11 protein-coding genes and 1 pseudogene are annotated in these 16,824 nt (G+C 40.3%); 9 read left to right on the top strand and 3 right to left on the bottom strand.

Features of this window, described 5'->3' with window-relative positions; genetic code table 11:
* Positions 1–21: 21 nt before the first annotated feature.
* Complete coding sequence (locus tag L6469_RS11655; protein WP_006283786.1) at positions 22–426, bottom strand: hypothetical protein; 405 nt, start codon at positions 424–426, stop codon at positions 22–24.
* A gap of 292 nt (positions 427–718) precedes the next feature.
* Between L6469_RS11655 and L6469_RS11650 the strand changes: the two genes are divergently transcribed.
* Positions 719–2,497 (top strand): tetratricopeptide repeat protein, encoded by a 1,779-nt coding sequence (locus L6469_RS11650; RefSeq protein ID WP_039871286.1) that lies wholly within the window; start codon positions 719–721, stop codon positions 2,495–2,497.
* A gap of 72 nt (positions 2,498–2,569) precedes the next feature.
* Here L6469_RS11650 and L6469_RS11645 read toward each other — a convergent pair whose 3' ends face one another.
* Positions 2,570–3,919: an MATE family efflux transporter gene (locus tag L6469_RS11645; RefSeq protein WP_006283784.1), complete on the bottom strand. Its 1,350-nt coding sequence runs from the start codon at positions 3,917–3,919 to the stop codon at positions 2,570–2,572.
* Positions 3,920–4,020: 101 nt separating this feature from the next.
* Here L6469_RS11645 and L6469_RS11640 point away from each other — a divergent pair, with 101 nt between their 5' ends.
* The 7 genes and pseudogenes from L6469_RS11640 (at position 4,021) to L6469_RS11610 (ending at position 12,797) form a co-directional block, all read left to right on the top strand.
* Positions 4,021–5,502, top strand: a complete 1,482-nt coding sequence (locus L6469_RS11640; RefSeq protein ID WP_039871329.1) for an alkaline phosphatase family protein — start codon at positions 4,021–4,023, stop codon at positions 5,500–5,502.
* Positions 5,503–5,609: 107 nt separating this feature from the next.
* Positions 5,610–8,021: an alpha-L-arabinofuranosidase C-terminal domain-containing protein gene (locus L6469_RS11635; protein ID WP_006283782.1), complete on the top strand. Its 2,412-nt coding sequence runs from the start codon at positions 5,610–5,612 to the stop codon at positions 8,019–8,021.
* A gap of 29 nt (positions 8,022–8,050) precedes the next feature.
* On the top strand, positions 8,051–8,344 hold the full coding sequence (locus L6469_RS11630; RefSeq protein WP_006283781.1) for a hypothetical protein: 294 nt from the start codon (positions 8,051–8,053) through the stop codon (positions 8,342–8,344).
* A 234-nt stretch (positions 8,345–8,578) separates the two neighbouring features.
* Positions 8,579–8,704: pseudogene (locus L6469_RS14750) on the top strand (DUF4374 domain-containing protein); the annotation flags it as partial.
* A gap of 278 nt (positions 8,705–8,982) precedes the next feature.
* Positions 8,983–9,297 carry a hypothetical protein gene (locus L6469_RS11620; protein ID WP_039871284.1) on the top strand — a complete coding sequence of 105 codons (315 nt, stop codon included), beginning with the start codon at positions 8,983–8,985 and terminating at the stop codon, positions 9,295–9,297.
* 384 nt (positions 9,298–9,681) lie between these two features.
* Positions 9,682–10,188, top strand: a complete 507-nt coding sequence (locus L6469_RS11615; RefSeq protein ID WP_006283778.1) for an AraC family transcriptional regulator — start codon at positions 9,682–9,684, stop codon at positions 10,186–10,188.
* A 146-nt stretch (positions 10,189–10,334) separates the two neighbouring features.
* Entirely contained in the window at positions 10,335–12,797 is a 2,463-nt protein-coding gene (locus L6469_RS11610; RefSeq protein WP_006283777.1) for an AMP-binding protein, read from the top strand.
* A gap of 143 nt (positions 12,798–12,940) precedes the next feature.
* On the opposite strand, the gene eno is transcribed toward L6469_RS11610, so the two are convergent.
* On the bottom strand, positions 12,941–14,248 hold the full coding sequence (gene eno, locus L6469_RS11605) for a phosphopyruvate hydratase (protein ID WP_006283776.1): 1,308 nt from the start codon (positions 14,246–14,248) through the stop codon (positions 12,941–12,943).
* Positions 14,249–14,473: 225 nt separating this feature from the next.
* On the opposite strand from eno, the gene L6469_RS11600 reads away from it, so the two are divergent.
* Entirely contained in the window at positions 14,474–16,783 is a 2,310-nt protein-coding gene (locus tag L6469_RS11600) for a glycoside hydrolase family 2 TIM barrel-domain containing protein (RefSeq protein WP_006283775.1), read from the top strand.
* The last annotated feature ends 41 nt before the right edge of the window (positions 16,784–16,824 follow it).

Below are 16,824 nucleotides of genomic sequence, written 5' to 3'. Positions count from 1 at the left end.
TGTTATCATAAAGATGGACTTTTAATCAAGTATGAATGTTCCCTCATAAACATGTTCATTATATGAAACTTCGATATTATATGTCCCATAGGAGCAAAATCTGAGATTGATACCATAACTACCATTGTTGCTACAATTCAAGACTCCCTGAGAGACGATTTCATTACTTTCATTATATATATTATATGTGAATTCTCCTTCTGCTAATGCGGTTACCAACAATTGTTGACTATCCTCATCAAGGACGACGCTCAAAGGAATACAAAAGTGAGCCGGAGCTTTCGATGGCTTTGGGTTGTTTCCCACCAGAGGTCCTTGTCGATAAGAGAGAGATACAGGGTACATAGAAGTGGTAGCTGACCACATCGTAACACTTTGCATTGCGAAGGCAAACATGATTGCCAATAATTTGATGTTTTTTCTCATCAATTTGAATTTAAATGTTTGAATTTTCTGGGTGCAAAGTTACGAACCTTTATCCATGCATAGATATATTTTTTGTTTCATTGTGTTTCTGATATATATTAAAATATGTTACCCATTCCCCATTCAATAATTTTAACCATCTGTATATCAGCGGTTTAAGTAGTACTATAAAGTAACAAATCTTAGAATGCTATGCTAATTTGTGAGAAACGCAGAGAAACATTTTCTGTCCAAAATTTAGTTTTTTGCTCTATTTTTTTTCTACCTTTGCATCCATAAATCAAGATTCAATATGAGTATAGTAAGATTCATTGTTCGTGTTCTGTGCACATTTGGTTTGTTATTTTTGTTCTCATGCTCTAAAGAACAACATTCTATAGAAGAATTAGAGAGAATTAAAATGATAGGTGACGATAACCCTAAGAAAGCACTTGCAATGTTGGATTCTCTGAAAATTTTAATTAGAGAAGAGAGTGATTATGTCAAGAACAAATATGATTTATTACAAATCAGACTGAATGACAAGGCTGACAATATACCCAATTCAGATATTATGATTAAGAATCTTATTGGCTATTTTGAAGAAAATGGCTCTATGCATGATAGACAAGAAGTATATTATTATGCAGGTAGTGTATATCGTGACTTACAAGACACCCCCCGATCTTTGGAATATTTCCTCAAGTCTATAGAATATGCCAAGAATGAAAATGATTGTGACTCGGTTATGATGCGCAATGCGTATTCAAATCTAAATGACCTATATTATAAAGTTCAGAATTATAATGATGCTGTAAAAATGGCTCAGAAAGAACTTGAAATCACCAAGCAGATGAGGAAAAACACAACGCTTCCATACTTGCATATTGGTACAGCATTTCTTGCGCAGAATAACCAACAGCAAGCTTGTATCGCTTTTGATGCGGCCTTTGATGAAATTGTTCGTTCAAAAAACACTTCAAGACATGAAGATGCACTATTCTATCTGTTGTGTGACTATTCTGTTTTGAAACAATCTTCTAGTGCTCGAGAATGCTTTTCTCTAATAGAAACTGATCCAATATACGAGTTTTCGGATTTCCATTGCATGGCATTTGCGCAATACTATGAATTATGTAATAGAGAAGATTCTGCTATCATATATGCTAAGCTCTTACTTAATAAAGGAAAAGACATATATAATATGTATGACGCATCAAAGCTTCTTTATCGGATATATGACAGAATGGGGGATATGAAAAATGCCAATTACTATGCAGGAGTTTATATGCAAATAAGTGATTCTTTGGATTTTGGGAAACGCCAAGAATTAGCTGCAACAGTCAATAACGAGTTTCAGTATCATCTTGATCAAAAGAAAGAGCAGACTTTAAAAGATGAGAAAGAAAAGTATAAGAACACGCTTATCTTTGTAGTCATGACAACAATACTATTAGCGTGTGTTGCCTACATTTTTTATGTAAGAAGGCGTAACAAACATTTAAAGGAGGTTGTTTCACTTTCGGCAGAACTACAGCGGGTATCTAATGACGAGCAGCAACTTCGTAAAGATATTGAGCAGAAAGAGAAAGAACTTGCGAGATCAAAGAAATCATTGGAAAAATCATCTGATGAACTCAGCAACGTGAAACGCGAACTTCAACGAGTTAATACTGAACTGTCTGATTATCACGAGGCTTTGAAAGCGAAAGAAAAACAGTTATCGGAAAAGATGGACCAGAATAAGACTTTTATCAAACTGTTGCACCAATCAGAATTGGAGGGCAAGGCTGAGGATGTGATTTATGCCATCAGGCAGTCCTCTAAAGGAAAGAAAAACATGAAATCGTCTGACTGGAAGCAGTTATACCAAGCCGTAGATAAACTATATCCCTTATTCAAGGACAGATTGTTAAAGGAATTGGGTAATTTCACCGAACAGCAGATGCAGGTCTGCTACCTTATGCGTATCGGACTCTCTAAACCTCAGATACAAAGCATGACCGAACTCTCACGTGTCACCATCTGGCGATGGGTAAAGAAATACGATTGGATACTGACGCCAGATGAAGAGGCGGAAAGTAAAGAATAAATCTAAATCAAAGCATTAAAAATAGCTTAAAACATAACATGATTCAAGTGCCTTGACTATTCTGAAATGTTCTTAGGCTGCTGACTTCACAAATCCTTTAGTCGTCCACTTTAATGAGCGCCATCTACGCTTCAAGATAATACCTCGAATATTTTCATCGAGCGCAAATCCCACCCACATACCTATAAGTCCGAAGCCCATAGGTATACCAATAACATAACTTACACCTACGGCTATACTCCACTGGAAAATGATACCAATTATAACCGGATAGACAGCATCACCTGTAGCACGAAGTGTTCCACAAGCAAAGATATTAGATACACGACCGTATTCCAAGAATAGATCTACTACAAGCACCCAAAAGCCCATAGAGATGATGTCTGGATTATTGGTCAGCATCGAAAATAAGGGCTTACCAAAAATGGCCATAATAGCTGAAGCTGAAAGGGTTACGACCAATGCCAAATGGTAGAAATAATTACCTAACACGAAAGCTGCACGATGGCGTAACTGCCCCACGAGATGCCCAACTAGTATATCACCAGCCTGTGTTATACTTACGCAAAAGAGATAAACGAACATGATGATGTTGACACAATAGGTACGAGCTGCAAGGGCTTCATTGCCTATCTTATTGATAAAATAGGTGATGGCTACCTGGGATAAACCGTAGGATAACTCCTCACTCATCGCTGGCACACCGATATGTAGCAAATTCTTAAATTCACTCCACGGAAATGGTCTGAAATAGCTAAACGGAAATTTTGGAATATGCACCCGGAAATGAATGGTTGCCAATAAAAGTGTTGCGATAGCACGACTGATGGCTGTTGAAATCGCTGCTCCTTCTACACCTAACTGCGGAAATCCCCATTTTCCGAATATCAGAACATAGTTACCAAAAATGTTGAGAATGTTTACTATACCCGTTACCGTCATCGGATATACTACTTTTCCGGCACTTCTAAGCGAAGCTGAAAAGGTGAGGGATAATGCCTGAAAAAAGGATAATGCACCTGTTATTTTAAGATATACCAGTCCATCGCCCATCAGTTCCTGACGTAGCCCCATCAACTGTAGCATCTGTGGAGCAAAGAAATACAGCAGTATACTTACAGATAACCCTAAAAAGAAATTCACTAGCAACGCTACACCTACGACCTGAACCAACCGCTTCTGCAGATTAGCTCCTATATACTGAGCACATAGTATAGCTGCACCCATAGAGAAAAACTGATAAACTAGAAATATAAGCGACATCAATTGATTGTCGAGTCCCACAGCTGCTACACTGTTGTCACTATATCGACTTAACATCACCGTATCAACGGCTCCAAGCAACATAACAAGGGCTATTTCAATAAAAACAGGTACAGTCAACACCTTAAGCTGACCTTTAAGCGATTTCTGCGATTTCATTATCCTAAAAACACATATTCAATTTACGGTGGCAAAGTTACCACTTTTTATTATAATTCACTATCTTTGCAGATGTTAAACAAAAATAAATAAATATGAATATGAAGAATGTTTTGATAGCTGTTTGCCTTCTGGCTGCTTCTACCATTCAAGTTCAAGCTAAAATCGAACGCCCAAAATTGGTTGTGGGGCTGGTAGTCGACCAGATGAGATGGGATTATCTGTATTATTACTACGACAAATTTCAGGAGGGCGGATTAAAACGCTTGGTTGACCAGGGATATAGTTACGAAAACACAATGATAGACTATATTCCGACGATTACAGCTGTTGGCCATTCTTCTATCTATACAGGTACATGTCCTGCTTTTCACGGTATTACCGGTAACAATTTTCATGTAGATGGTAAAAATGTGTACTGCTGTACTGATACCAATGTACAGGGGGTTGGCAGCAAGAGCAAAGAGGCTCAGATGTCACCTCATCGCTTGAAGTCTACAGGTATTGGTGATATGCTTAAAATGGCAACTGATCAGAAGGCCAAAGTTATCGGTGTTGCTCTGAAAGACCGTGCTGCTATTCTTCCTGCAGGTTTCAGTGCTGACGGTGCTTACTGGTGGGATACTTCAGCTGGACACTTTGTTACCTCTACATATTATTGTCAGGAATTACCTGAATGGGTAAAGAAAATCAATAAAAAGATAGGTACCAAACCAGGATTCGATGTCAAATCATCGAATATGGGCGTTACCAAGACTTTTGAGATGGCTGAAGCTGCTATCGAAAATGAACAAATGGGACAAGATGATATCACCGACCTTCTCGCTGTAAGTGTCTCTTCTACCGATGTCATCGGCCATGCTTACGGCACTCGTGGAAATGAGAATGAAGGGGTATATATGGAACTCGATAAGCAACTGGCTCATTTCTTTGAAATACTCGATTCTAAAGTGGGTAAAGGTAACTATCTACTCTTCCTTACTGCTGATCATGGTGCAGAACACAATCATAACGTACTAAAATCGCATAAGATTCCTGCAGGTGGCCTACAAACTAAGACTTTCATTAAAGAAGTGAATAAGACTATAGGTGAACAACTCGGAACGAGTGAGCAGATTATTAGCGATGAAATTGCTGGTAGCGTGTATCTGAATCATTCTGCTATCGAGAAAACAGGCAAAACTGTCGATGAAGTCAAAGCAATGGTAATTGCTGAGTTTAACAAAAATCCAAATATTCTCTTTACTGTAGATTATAATAAGATATTAACCTCGCCAATACCTCAGCTGATTCGTGAGCGTGTTATCAATGGTTACATGCCTTCTCGAAGTGGTGATCTGCTCTATATTGCACGAGAGGGTTGGGAGAATGTTTCTAATAAACCTGATTATACTGGTACTACACACGGTATGTGGAACCCAAGCGATTCTCATATCCCATTCATACTTTATGGCTGGCATGTAAACCATGGCGAAAGCTCAGAACCTACGAAGAATGTAGACATCGCACCTACTATCTGTGAGATGCTTCACATACAAATGCCAAATAGCTGTGTAGGTAACGCGAAATTATCGCATAAATAGGGATTATCCACCTTTTTGCCCCTTTAATCCACTTCATAATAAGGTTTATATTGTATCTTTGCCATTAGAAATCATATAAATCTAATATAATCAATTAAACCTAAATTATGATACGAAAAGGATTACTTTTCTCAGCTTTGCTGGGTATGACAACTCTGACTCAGGCGCAAGTAAATATTCATATTGATACTCAAAATCCTGGGGTCAGAGTTTCACCAAATCTTTATGGCATTTTCTATGAAGATATTAATCATGCTGCAGATGGCGGTCTGTATGCCGAACTGGTAAGAAACCGTTCTTTCGAAGATAATGATAAAACAGTAGAGGCTTGGAAAACTTATCAAGGGGCTACTATGACCTTGGTTAATTCGGCCAAGAAACAACTAAATCGAGCACAGAAAAATTATCTGGAAGTCAACTTTACCGGTAAGGGTACCTCGGGTATCAGCAATGAGGGATTCTGGGGTATCAATACCGTTAAAGGCAGAACTTATAAACTCTCTTTTTGGGCTAAGGGTAAACTGAATGGTAATCTGAAAGTTTATCTGGGCTGTAATTGTGGAAAGAAGATGTTTGCCGTTGCCAACATCAATGAAAAGATTACAAACAAGTGGAAGAAATACACTGCTGAGTTTACTGCAACGACCAATCATGAAAAGGCTCGTCTCTGGATTACTTCTGAGGGCAAAGGTACTGTAGATTTTGATGTAGTAAGTCTCTTCCCTCCTACCTTTAATAATCGCGAAAATGGATTGCGACCAGACTTGGCTTCTATGCTCAAAGCACTTCATCCCAAATTTTTCCGCTTCCCTGGAGGCTGCTTCGTCGAAGGGCAACAGAGTCCTGATAATGCTTTCAGATGGGAACGTACTATCGGACCTATCGAACAGCGTCCTGGCCACTGGAATGTAAACTGGGGGTATCGTACTACCGATGGTATCGGCTTCGATGAATATCTACAAATGGCAGAAGACCTTGGCGCCAAACCGCTCTATGTTGTAAATGTCGGTATTTGGCATGGAGGATTCACACCCGTAGACAGCATACAGCCATGGATAGATGAAGCGCTCAACGCACTCGAATATGCCAACGGCGATGTTACCACAAAATATGGTGCCCTCCGTGCTAAAAACGGTCATCCAGAACCATACCATATCGAATATATCGAAATAGGTAACGAAAATAATCAGGAAGATCCTACCCAGCAGAGCGACCAGTACTACAAACGTTACCAACTCTTCCGAGATGCTATTCTAGCTAAATATCCGAAAATGCATATTATCGGCAATGTGGTAGCGTGGGGTAATGATAATCCAAAATGGAACTCTGATGAGCAGGTAGAACTCTTGGATGAACATTACTATCGTAACCCGGCATGGTTTGCTAATAATTTTCATAAATACGATTCATATGAACGTGGTAAACACGATATCTATGTGGGCGAATATGCTGTAACACAGGGATTCGGTGTAAACGGTTCACTTGATGCTGCGCTTGGTGAAGCGGTGTATATGATGGGCATCGAAAATAATAGTGACGTGGTAAAGATGGCAAGTTATGCCCCTATTTTCGCGAATCTTAATGATTTAAGATGGCGCCCTGATATGATTCAGTTTAACGCAAAAAGTGCTTTTGGCACACCTTCTTATTACGTACAAAAGATGATGGCTGATCACATCGGAACACGTGTTCTCCATGTTACTCAGGATAATCCATATCAAACTGATCTCGAAGCTAAATTGGTTTCGCCAGAAAAGAGTAAACTGGGATTCGCAACATGGGCTACTCAAGCTTCATATCAACTGGTAAGTGTAAACGATAAACCTGTTGATCAGAAATATACAGCCCTAAAGGGTGACTGGCACCATGAGGACAACATCATCAGCCAGAAAGGCAACGGAGAATCTTGTCTGAATATCGGCGATATGTTAGTAAGCAACCACTCTACCATTAAATTGCGCGCTCGTAAAGATAGTGGTGCTGAGGGCTTTATGCTGGTATTCAATTATATCGACGAAAACAACTACAGTTGGGTTAATTTCGGCGGATGGGGAAATACTCAACATGGCATCGAACAAGTGGTTAACGGTGCTAAGATGCAGATTGCCACTAAGACTGGCAAGGTGGAAACCGGTAAATGGTACGACATAACCTTCGAACAAGATGGTGACAAACTCAAAGCATGGCTGAATGACGAACTCATTTTTGATACTAAACTACAACAAAATACTACTCCAGGTATTTTCTCGACGGCTACACTTGATGAACTCCAAGGTGATGTTATCGTGAAAATAGCAAATACCAGCGAGGAGAACACCACATGTCAAATCGATCTTGATGGCTATCAGGTAAAACAGGGTGAAGTTATCCGCTTGTCATCAGCTAAGGGCATTCATGAAAATTCTATTGACACCCCTACTCTGGTCGTGCCTATGTCTGAAACCGTTTCTCCACATCATGATAAACTACAACTGACGATTCCTGCATTCTCTCTCAATATCGTGAGATTGAAGAGATAATTAATTCACCCATCGGCCGTAAGGTCGTTATGAGCGTTTCAGGACTAGCGCTGACAGCATTCCTTCTTTTTCATGGTGGTATGAACTTGACATTGGTTTTCTCTGAAGAAGCCTACAATACTATATGCCGCCTACTTGGCGCTAACTGGTATGCTCTTGTCGGTTCTATGGTTATCGGTTTTCTAGTACTGGTACATTTTAGTTTTGCTATGCTTCTCGGCCATAAAAATGCCATCGCACGTGGTAAGAGTAAGTATGAAGTGAATATCCGACAGAAGGGGGTAACATGGGAAAGTGAAAATATCAGTATGATCTTTAAATAAAAAAACATTTATACATCTATATATTTATAACAAATGATGAGGGGCAGACTTCGGTTTGCTCCTCATTTTATTTAGAAAAGGTGCAGTATGGACTACCGCATATCCTATCGAAAAAAGGTAAATGGCATACGCAAAAGATTACAACTAAGCGAACAATTTATTCCGCTAGCTGTAGTATTAATCGGATATCCAGGCGAAGATAATGTTGCAAAAGGTATACTTTTCAATTACCTGAACGAATACTATCAGACTATCTGGAGCAATGACAATGGCGATATCTACGTATTCTCTCCTGGCTATGGTCGTTATACCGATGCAGATACCAATAGCGATGTGAAAAAGATTGTTGGTAATATGCCTATAACCGTAACCGATGATAATTCATACATCACTTGGTGTCCTCATTCGTTAGAGTGAGGGCACTTTTTTTTATTATAGGAAAGACTGATACCCAATATAGAGAATAACAGACACTCAGAAAATGATTGCACATGAAACATCCGTCATTTACAGAATAAAAAGAGCCATTAGTTGAAAGTATTTGAATAATCAGACTGAAAACCTTTACTTTGCAACGAAAACAGGTGATCAAAACAAGATTGACATAATATTTATTAGAATAAAAAATACTGAGAGTTATGAAGAAATTAATGATGACAATGCTTGCAGCCATGATGATTGTTGCAGCATCAGCACAGCAGGTAAAGACTAATATTAAGGTTAACGGTTATGAAAGCAAGGCTAAAATTGAAGCTGCAGCCAAAGCCGCTCCAGGTGTTAAGCAGGCTATATATAATGCCAAGACCAAAACTGTAGTAGTGGTATATGACAAGAAAAAAACTGCTCCTGCGAAAATTCGCACTGCTGTCTTGAAGGTAGACAAGAAACCTGTTGCTCAAGCCAAGAAAACTGTAGCCAAGAAGAAAGTAGTAAAGAAGAACATCAAAAAATAAATGCTGAAAGCATTATATAAACCATCATAGGGAGTTAATCCTATGTGAAGACACGACATAAATTCATAGGATACAAAACTTATGATTTCTTAAAAAAAGCATTAAAATCTCCCCCTAAAATATAACTTGGGGAGATTTTATACGTTATAATAAAAAAGGTCCTGGTAGGGTCCTTGCCATATTCTCAAAATATGCAGAATTAACATCAATATACCATAACTACGATATATTCATGAAAAAATGTAACTTTGCATCACTATATGGAGGATAATTTCATCGTATTGAATATAGGACATGCACAAACCGTACACAAATGGATGAATGAGGATATCTCATCACCATTTGTGCGATTATTTTATGTGATTACTTTTCGAACATTACTGTATGCTCTATCCTCAGCTTAACCTTCCTTCCCGAAACTCGGTGGCTTTTCTCTATCACATGTCATATTTCGACTATCTAAAAGAATATATGAAAATGGCTTCCTATGAGCGCTTACAGTTGCATGGCATGGTCGAAATACTATTATCTTACTTTGTTAAACATGCCCATCCGAAGGCCGCATTCAACGACAAACGCCTTACTACTGTACTCGATATGATACAACAGAATATCAATAAGCGCATATCGATAGAAGATTTGGCTGCTAATGCATGCCTTACCAAATCATATCTTATCCGTACCTTCAGACAAACTCTTGGAATCTCTCCGCTTCAATATATTAACCACAAGAAAATCCAGCATGCCCAGACACTTCTCTTGGGCTCAGAGATGAGCATTCAAGAAATTGCACAAGCTGTAGGCATGGACGACTCATCTTATTTTATTCGACTTTTCAAAAAACAAATTGGCTTCACTCCTGAAGAATATCGAAAGAGGTTGATTGGATAAAAAGTCTTCACAAAATAGGATTTTGTTGTATTCCTAATAGGACAAAATAGGCTTAATCAACTTATATCGCATGATTTTATAGGATATTTTTTCACTTTCCCGATTCTTATCGTATTTTTGCATTTATAAAAATATTAACGATTGAAATGATTAAAGATTCCAATAAGATTGCGATTATCTCACGAGAAAAACAGGTTACGTTCTCGGAGTTGCTCGAACATATTTATGTGTATGCACAAAAGAATCCTAGGGCAAAAGGCGAAAGAACTTTGATTTTTGCCGAAAATAGTACCGGATGGATTTATGCCTTCTATTCGATATGGGCTAACGGAGGTATCGCTGTGCCTGTAGATGCTTCAGCTACCATAAGCGACGTCGCTTACATTCTCAACGACAGTAAGCCTACAAGTATCTGGACGAATGCCAAACGAGTGGAAATCGTACAAGCTGCACTACAAGAAGTAGGTCAAAAGGCGGATATCTTGCAGGTAGAGGATTACGAGTCTGAAACTGCAAATGGAGAAAAAGCGAAGATCGCTTACCAAGAAGAAGACACTGCTGTGATTATCTACACCAGCGGAACTACCGGTTCTCCTAAAGGTGTTATGCTATCCTTTAAAAATATACTCGTCAATATTAAGGCTGTAACCCAAGAAGTACCTATCTTCACACCAGACCGTCGCACTCTTGTCTTACTACCACTACATCATGTATTACCACTTGTCGGAACGGTAGTGATGCCACTATTTGCAGGTGGCGGCATTGCCATCTGCCCTTCTATGTCGGGTCCAGACATTATGGATACCCTTCAACGGGGTAAAGTTGCCATTATGGTTGGTGTTCCTCGCTTATGGCAGACCCTTTATGGAGGAATCAAAAAGAAAATCGATGAGAAATGGATTACCCGTAAGTTGTTCGATCTCTGTGCAAAGGTGAACCTGGTAAGTTTCTCACGCTTTATATTTAAGGCCGTTCATCAGAAAATGGGTGGAAACATTCGTTATTTTGTCAGCGGTGGTGCACCACTCGACCGAGAGATAGCATTGGGCCTGCAAACACTAGGACTTGAACTTCTGGAGGGATACGGTATGACCGAGGCAGCACCAATGATTGCTTTCACTCGACCAGGCGACTTAGTACCTAATTGTGTCGGACTCCCACTTAACGATTTAGAGTGTAAAATTATCAATGGTGAGATATGTGCCAAGGGACCAAACATCATGCAGGGCTATTATAATCGACCTGAAGAGACTGCAGCTGTTATCGATCAAGACGGATTCTTACATACAGGCGATTTAGGAAGAATAGATGAGAAAGGGCGCATCTATATTACCGGCAGAAGTAAAGAGATTATCGTACTTTCCAATGGAAAAAATGTTCAGCCTGCTGAAATAGAATACAAACTCGAGAAGTATACCGAGCGTATCAAAGAAGCTGCAGTTGTACAAGATGGTGACTTACTCAAGGCAATCATTGTTCCACAAAAAACATGGGCTGAAAACCTTACGGATGAAGTGGTAGAAAATGCGCTGAAGCGTGAGGTTCTGGAACCTTATAATCGTAGCGTAACCAACTATAAGAAGGTTATGAGTCTTATGGTGTACCGTGGCGAATTACCTCGCACAAAACTAGAGAAACTGCAACGATTCAAACTGAAGGATATTCTGAGTGGTGCAAAATCTGTCACTACAGAAGTCACCATCGATGAACCAAAATCAGAGGAATACCAGATACTCAAGGATTACATTCAAAGCGAAAAGAAAATTCAGGTAAAGCCAACCGATCATATCGAGACCGACCTAGCCTTAGATTCTCTTGATATGGTAGCACTCGAAGGTTTTATCGAGCACACGTTCGGTACTCATATTAAAGCTTCTGTTTTCCCTTCCTATAAAAATATAGAAACTTTGGCACAAGCCATTGCCGAGAGCAAAACCCGTATGGATGTTGAGAAAGAAGACTGGCACACCTTCCTTCATTCAGACACAAGCGCTGTGGAGATACCTAAAGCATCCTTCCTACTTCCACTGTCTAGAGCACTATCTAAGGCCTTTTTAAAATGCTATAATCGAATGGAAGTAAGAGGTATCGAAAACCTACCACTCGACCATGCCTGCATCATTGCACCTAACCATCAGAGTTTTCTCGATGGACCATTGGTAGCTGCAGCCATACCTACTCAGGTACTTTCACACTCTTACTTTTATGCTAAAGAAGATCATGTGAAGAATGCTTTGAGCAAAGCATACGCTCGCAATACCAATATCATTCTCATGGAAAGAAGCAATCTACGCAACTCTCTGTTGAAATTAGCTCAGGTACTGAGGGATAATAAAAATTTGATTATCTTCCCTGAAGGTAGCCGAACTCACCATGGCAAAGTGGGAAACTTCAAGAAGAGCTTTGCTATATTATCTACCGAACTTAACATTCCGATTATTCCGGTTCGTATTACAGGAGCCTACGAAGCCTGGTCACGTTCCAGTCTCCTTGTGAAACCACACAAGATTATTTTGGAATTTCTGCCTGCCATCATGCCAGAAGCCAATAACACCTATGAGGAACTAGCCGACCGAGTAAAAGAAGCAATAGCTAAAGGGATATCGTAATTATAGTTAATTATGATATCCATAAAATAAACGACATTTACCTACATGACCTCGTAGTTATGTAGGTAAACTAAAAAGCAGACAAACTTCACAGTTTGTCTGCTTTTGCAAATTTGATAACATAATTTATTCAAAACGAAATTTTATTTCAATCGGCGATAACCATAGGCAGCAATCTCACCAAGCTCTTCCTCGATACGGATAAGCTGATTATATTTAGCCATACGGTCTGTACGAGAAAGGGAACCAGTCTTGATTTGCCCAGAGTTTGTAGCTACAGCTATGTCGGCTATCGTAGTGTCCTCTGTTTCACCAGAACGGTGAGAAGTCACTGTGGTATAGCCATGACGATGTGCCATTTCTATAGCTTCCAAGGTCTCTGTAAGCGAACCAATCTGGTTCACCTTAATTAATATCGAGTTTGCAGCTCCCATCTTAATTCCTTTCTCCAGGAATTTCGTGTTAGTTACAAATAAGTCATCACCTACAAGCTGACAACGATCACCTATCTTCTCTGTCAGTTTAACCCAGTTATCCCAGTCGTTCTCATCAAGACCATCCTCGATAGAGTCAATAGGATATTTGGTAATCAGCTCTTCAAGATAAGCTATCTGCTCATCGGCAGAAAGTTTCTTGCCATTAGGATCTTTCTTTGCACCATTCTTAAGCTGGCGATAATCATAATACCACTGGCCATCTTCGCAAGTAGCAAACTCAGAAGCGGCACAGTCCATAGCAATCTTCACATCCTTGCCAGGCTCATAACCTGCTTTCTTAATAGCCTCAACAATCGTATCGAGTGCATCCTCGATACCATCGAAATTAGGAGCATAGCCACCCTCGTCACCTACTGCCGTAGAGAGGCCACGTGCTTTCAAAAGCTTAGCCAAATGATGGAACACCTCTGCACCCATACGAATAGCCTCACGCTCACTGCTGGCACCAACTGGACGAATCATAAATTCCTGGAAAGCAATAGGAGCAGCAGAGTGAGCACCACCATTCACGATATTCATCATCGGAACTGGAAGAGTGTAAGCATTGCTACCACCGATATAACGATAAAGTGGCATATTAAGTGCTTTAGCTGCAGCCTGTGCACAAGCCAGTGATACACCAAGAATAGCATTGGCACCCAACTTAGATTTAGTAGGAGTACCATCGAGAGCCAACATCTTATAATCAATAGCACGCTGTTCAAAGACGCACTCGCCATGCAATGCAGGAGCAATCACTTGATTCACATTATCGACGGCCTTGAGTACACCCTTACCTAAATAGCGGTTCTTATCACCATCACGAAGTTCGAGAGCTTCATTTTCACCGGTAGATGCACCAGAAGGAACGGCAGCACGACCCATAACACCATTTTCAAGAGTTACCTCTACTTCTACTGTAGGATTACCTCTTGAATCAAGAATTTCTCTTGCATGAATTTTTTCGATTTTCATATCTGATAATATTTTTTGTTTAATACAATTTTCGGTGCAAATATAGATATTCCCAGCGAAAAAAACAATACCTAAAAATAATGAAACTGCATCAGTTTTTTTTAAAACAAATATAAAGAAAAGGTATCAATATCCGATTGCTTATAAACATTTTTTTAAAATTAACGTTTTAATAAGCCTTTTCGTTTTTTTTATTACCTTTGCACCTGATATAATTTAAAACTCATGAAACAACTTAAAACCTATTTTCTAACATTAACTGCGCTGGCATCTACTACGACTCTCTCAGCACAGTCACAAAAACAACTATTCGATTTCGGTTGGAAATTTACTCACAATGGAACCACACAATTGGTAGACTTACCTCATGACTGGGATATTCTTGAAGGTCCCCACTCTGGCAAGGGAGCCACAGGTACCGGTGGTGGATGGTTCGAAGCCGGTAAAGGTGAGTATCGTAAGTTATTTGCGTCACCTAAAGGCGAAGTGGTAAAACTACATTTTGAAGGTGTATATCAAAAATCAGAAATCTTCGTCAACGGACAGAAAGTGGGCCAACACCACTATGGATATACACCGTTTACTGTAGATATCACTAAGATGTTGAAAAACAAAGGCATGAACGAGGTAGTTGTCAAAGTAGACAACAGCCAGCAACCTAACTGTCGATGGTATTCCGGTTCGGGTATCTATCGCCATGTCTGGTTAGAAAGCATGGCTGCCTTGCATATCGCTGAGAATGGTGTCTTTGTGACTACGCCTGAAGTTTCAGATAATCAGGCACTGGTACAAGTAGAAGTAAGCGTTGCGAATGAGTCACCATCCAACCGTAATGCCATAATAACAATCGGCGGAAAGGAACTAACGGTTAACCTTGCTGCAGGAGAGACCCAAACAGTACGTACCCAATTCACCGTGAATAACCCAAGTTTATGGTCGACGGAACATCCTACACTCAACAACCTTAGTGTGCAACTCAAGGAGAAAGGCAAAATTCTTGATACGCAGACCGTGAAATATGGTATACGCTCTTTCTCATTCGATGCAGAAAAAGGGTTTATACTCAATGGAAAGAAGGTACTCATCAATGGAGCCTGTGTTCACCACGACGATGGAGTACTGGGAGCAAGCGCTTTCGACGATGCTGAAATACGAAAGGTACGTCAGATGAAGAATGCAGGTTTCAACCTCATCCGCACGAGCCATAATCCTACTACACGTGCATTTCTCGATGCATGCGACTCTATCGGAATGTTCGTTATCGACGAAGCTTTCGACGGTTGGCGCACACAGAAGAATCCATACGACTACTCTACCGTAATCGACTCCTGTTTCCGGAGCGACATACAGTCAATGGTGTTGCGCGACCGCAATCATCCAAGCATTATCTCCTGGAGCATTGGTAATGAAGTGATTGAGCGTAAGGATATCCGGGTGGTATATACAGCTCGACAGATGAAAGCTGCTATTCACGAGAAAGATACCACACGCCCTGTCACAGAGGCCCTCTGTGCTTGGGATAGCGACTGGGAAATATACGATCCTCATGCAGAGGTGCTCGATGTTGTGGGCTATAACTATATGCTCTTCAAGCACGCCGATGACCACAAGCGCGATCCTAAACGCGTAATATGGCAGACCGAGAGCTATCCCCGTGATGCCTTCAGGAACTGGGCTACAGTACACGATTTCCCTTATGTAGTAGGCGATATCGTCTGGACAGGTTTGGATTATTTAGGTGAAAGTGGTATCGGCCGTACCTATTATAAAGGTGAACGCGAAGGTGAATCATGGATCAAAGGTGGACAACCAGAATGGCATGGCGCACCATGCGGTGATGTCGATATCACAGGTTGTCGCAAACCAATCAGCCACTATCGTGAAATGCTATGGAACGAAAACACTCCTCTTTATATGGCAGTGAAAGAACCAGAGGGATATCATGGCGAAATTAAACAAACCATGTGGAGCGTATGGCCTACCTATGAATCTTGGACTTGGAAAGGTTGGGAAGGAAAACCTGTAGAGGTGGAAGTTTACACCCATCAACCAAAAGTGAAACTCTATCTAAACGATCAACTCATTGGTACCAAGGAGGTAAATCGCAATACTGAGTATAAAGCAGTATTCACTGTACCTTACCAAAAAGGAACACTTCGTGCAGAAGCTGGCGAAGAAAGCGTTACGCTGAAGACAGCAGGCGAACCAGCTCGTTTGAAACTTACTCCTGATCGAACCGTTATGAGAGCTGATGGTCAATCACTCACCTACATCATTGTCGAAGTAGTTGACCAAGACGGCAACCTTGTACCTGAAGCAGAGATACCATGCGAAGCTACCGTGAAGGGAACCGGAAAACTTCTGGCATTTGCTTCTGCTAACCTGAAAGATGAAGAGCCTTATCCATCAGTACACAGCAAGACCTGGAAAGGACGTGCAATGCTCGTGGTTCGCAGTTCGCAAAAGAAAGGCACTGTCAATGTAAGCATCAAGAGTAAACTGCCTATCGCAACACTATCGCTGAAGACCAAATAAAGATCTAAAAATAGATACATCAAAATTAATAATCCGATATT

It is taken from the genome of Segatella baroniae B14 (assembly GCF_022024235.1).
Classification (GTDB): domain Bacteria; phylum Bacteroidota; class Bacteroidia; order Bacteroidales; family Bacteroidaceae; genus Prevotella; species Prevotella bryantii.
The sequence above is the reverse complement of the archived record's forward strand: the minus strand, read 5'-3'. Positions and strand labels throughout refer to the sequence as shown.

Bases quoted from the DNA above. Each gene is read 5' to 3' on its own strand.
- L6469_RS11655 (WP_006283786.1), bottom strand. From the start codon at position 426: ATGAGAAAAAACATCAAATTATTGGCAATCATGTTTGCCTTCGCAATG.
- L6469_RS11650 (WP_039871286.1), top strand. From the start codon at position 719: ATGAGTATAGTAAGATTCATTGTTCGTGTTCTGTGCACATTTGGTTTG.
- L6469_RS11645 (WP_006283784.1), bottom strand. From the start codon at position 3,919: ATGAAATCGCAGAAATCGCTTAAAGGTCAGCTTAAGGTGTTGACTGTA.
- L6469_RS11640 (WP_039871329.1), top strand. From the start codon at position 4,021: ATGAAGAATGTTTTGATAGCTGTTTGCCTTCTGGCTGCTTCTACCATT.
- L6469_RS11635 (WP_006283782.1), top strand. From the start codon at position 5,610: ATGATACGAAAAGGATTACTTTTCTCAGCTTTGCTGGGTATGACAACT.
- L6469_RS11630 (WP_006283781.1), top strand. From the start codon at position 8,051: ATGAGCGTTTCAGGACTAGCGCTGACAGCATTCCTTCTTTTTCATGGT.
- L6469_RS11620 (WP_039871284.1), top strand. From the start codon at position 8,983: ATGAAGAAATTAATGATGACAATGCTTGCAGCCATGATGATTGTTGCA.
- L6469_RS11615 (WP_006283778.1), top strand. From the start codon at position 9,682: ATGCTCTATCCTCAGCTTAACCTTCCTTCCCGAAACTCGGTGGCTTTT.
- L6469_RS11610 (WP_006283777.1), top strand. From the start codon at position 10,335: ATGATTAAAGATTCCAATAAGATTGCGATTATCTCACGAGAAAAACAG.
- eno (WP_006283776.1), bottom strand. From the start codon at position 14,248: ATGAAAATCGAAAAAATTCATGCAAGAGAAATTCTTGATTCAAGAGGT.
- L6469_RS11600 (WP_006283775.1), top strand. From the start codon at position 14,474: ATGAAACAACTTAAAACCTATTTTCTAACATTAACTGCGCTGGCATCT.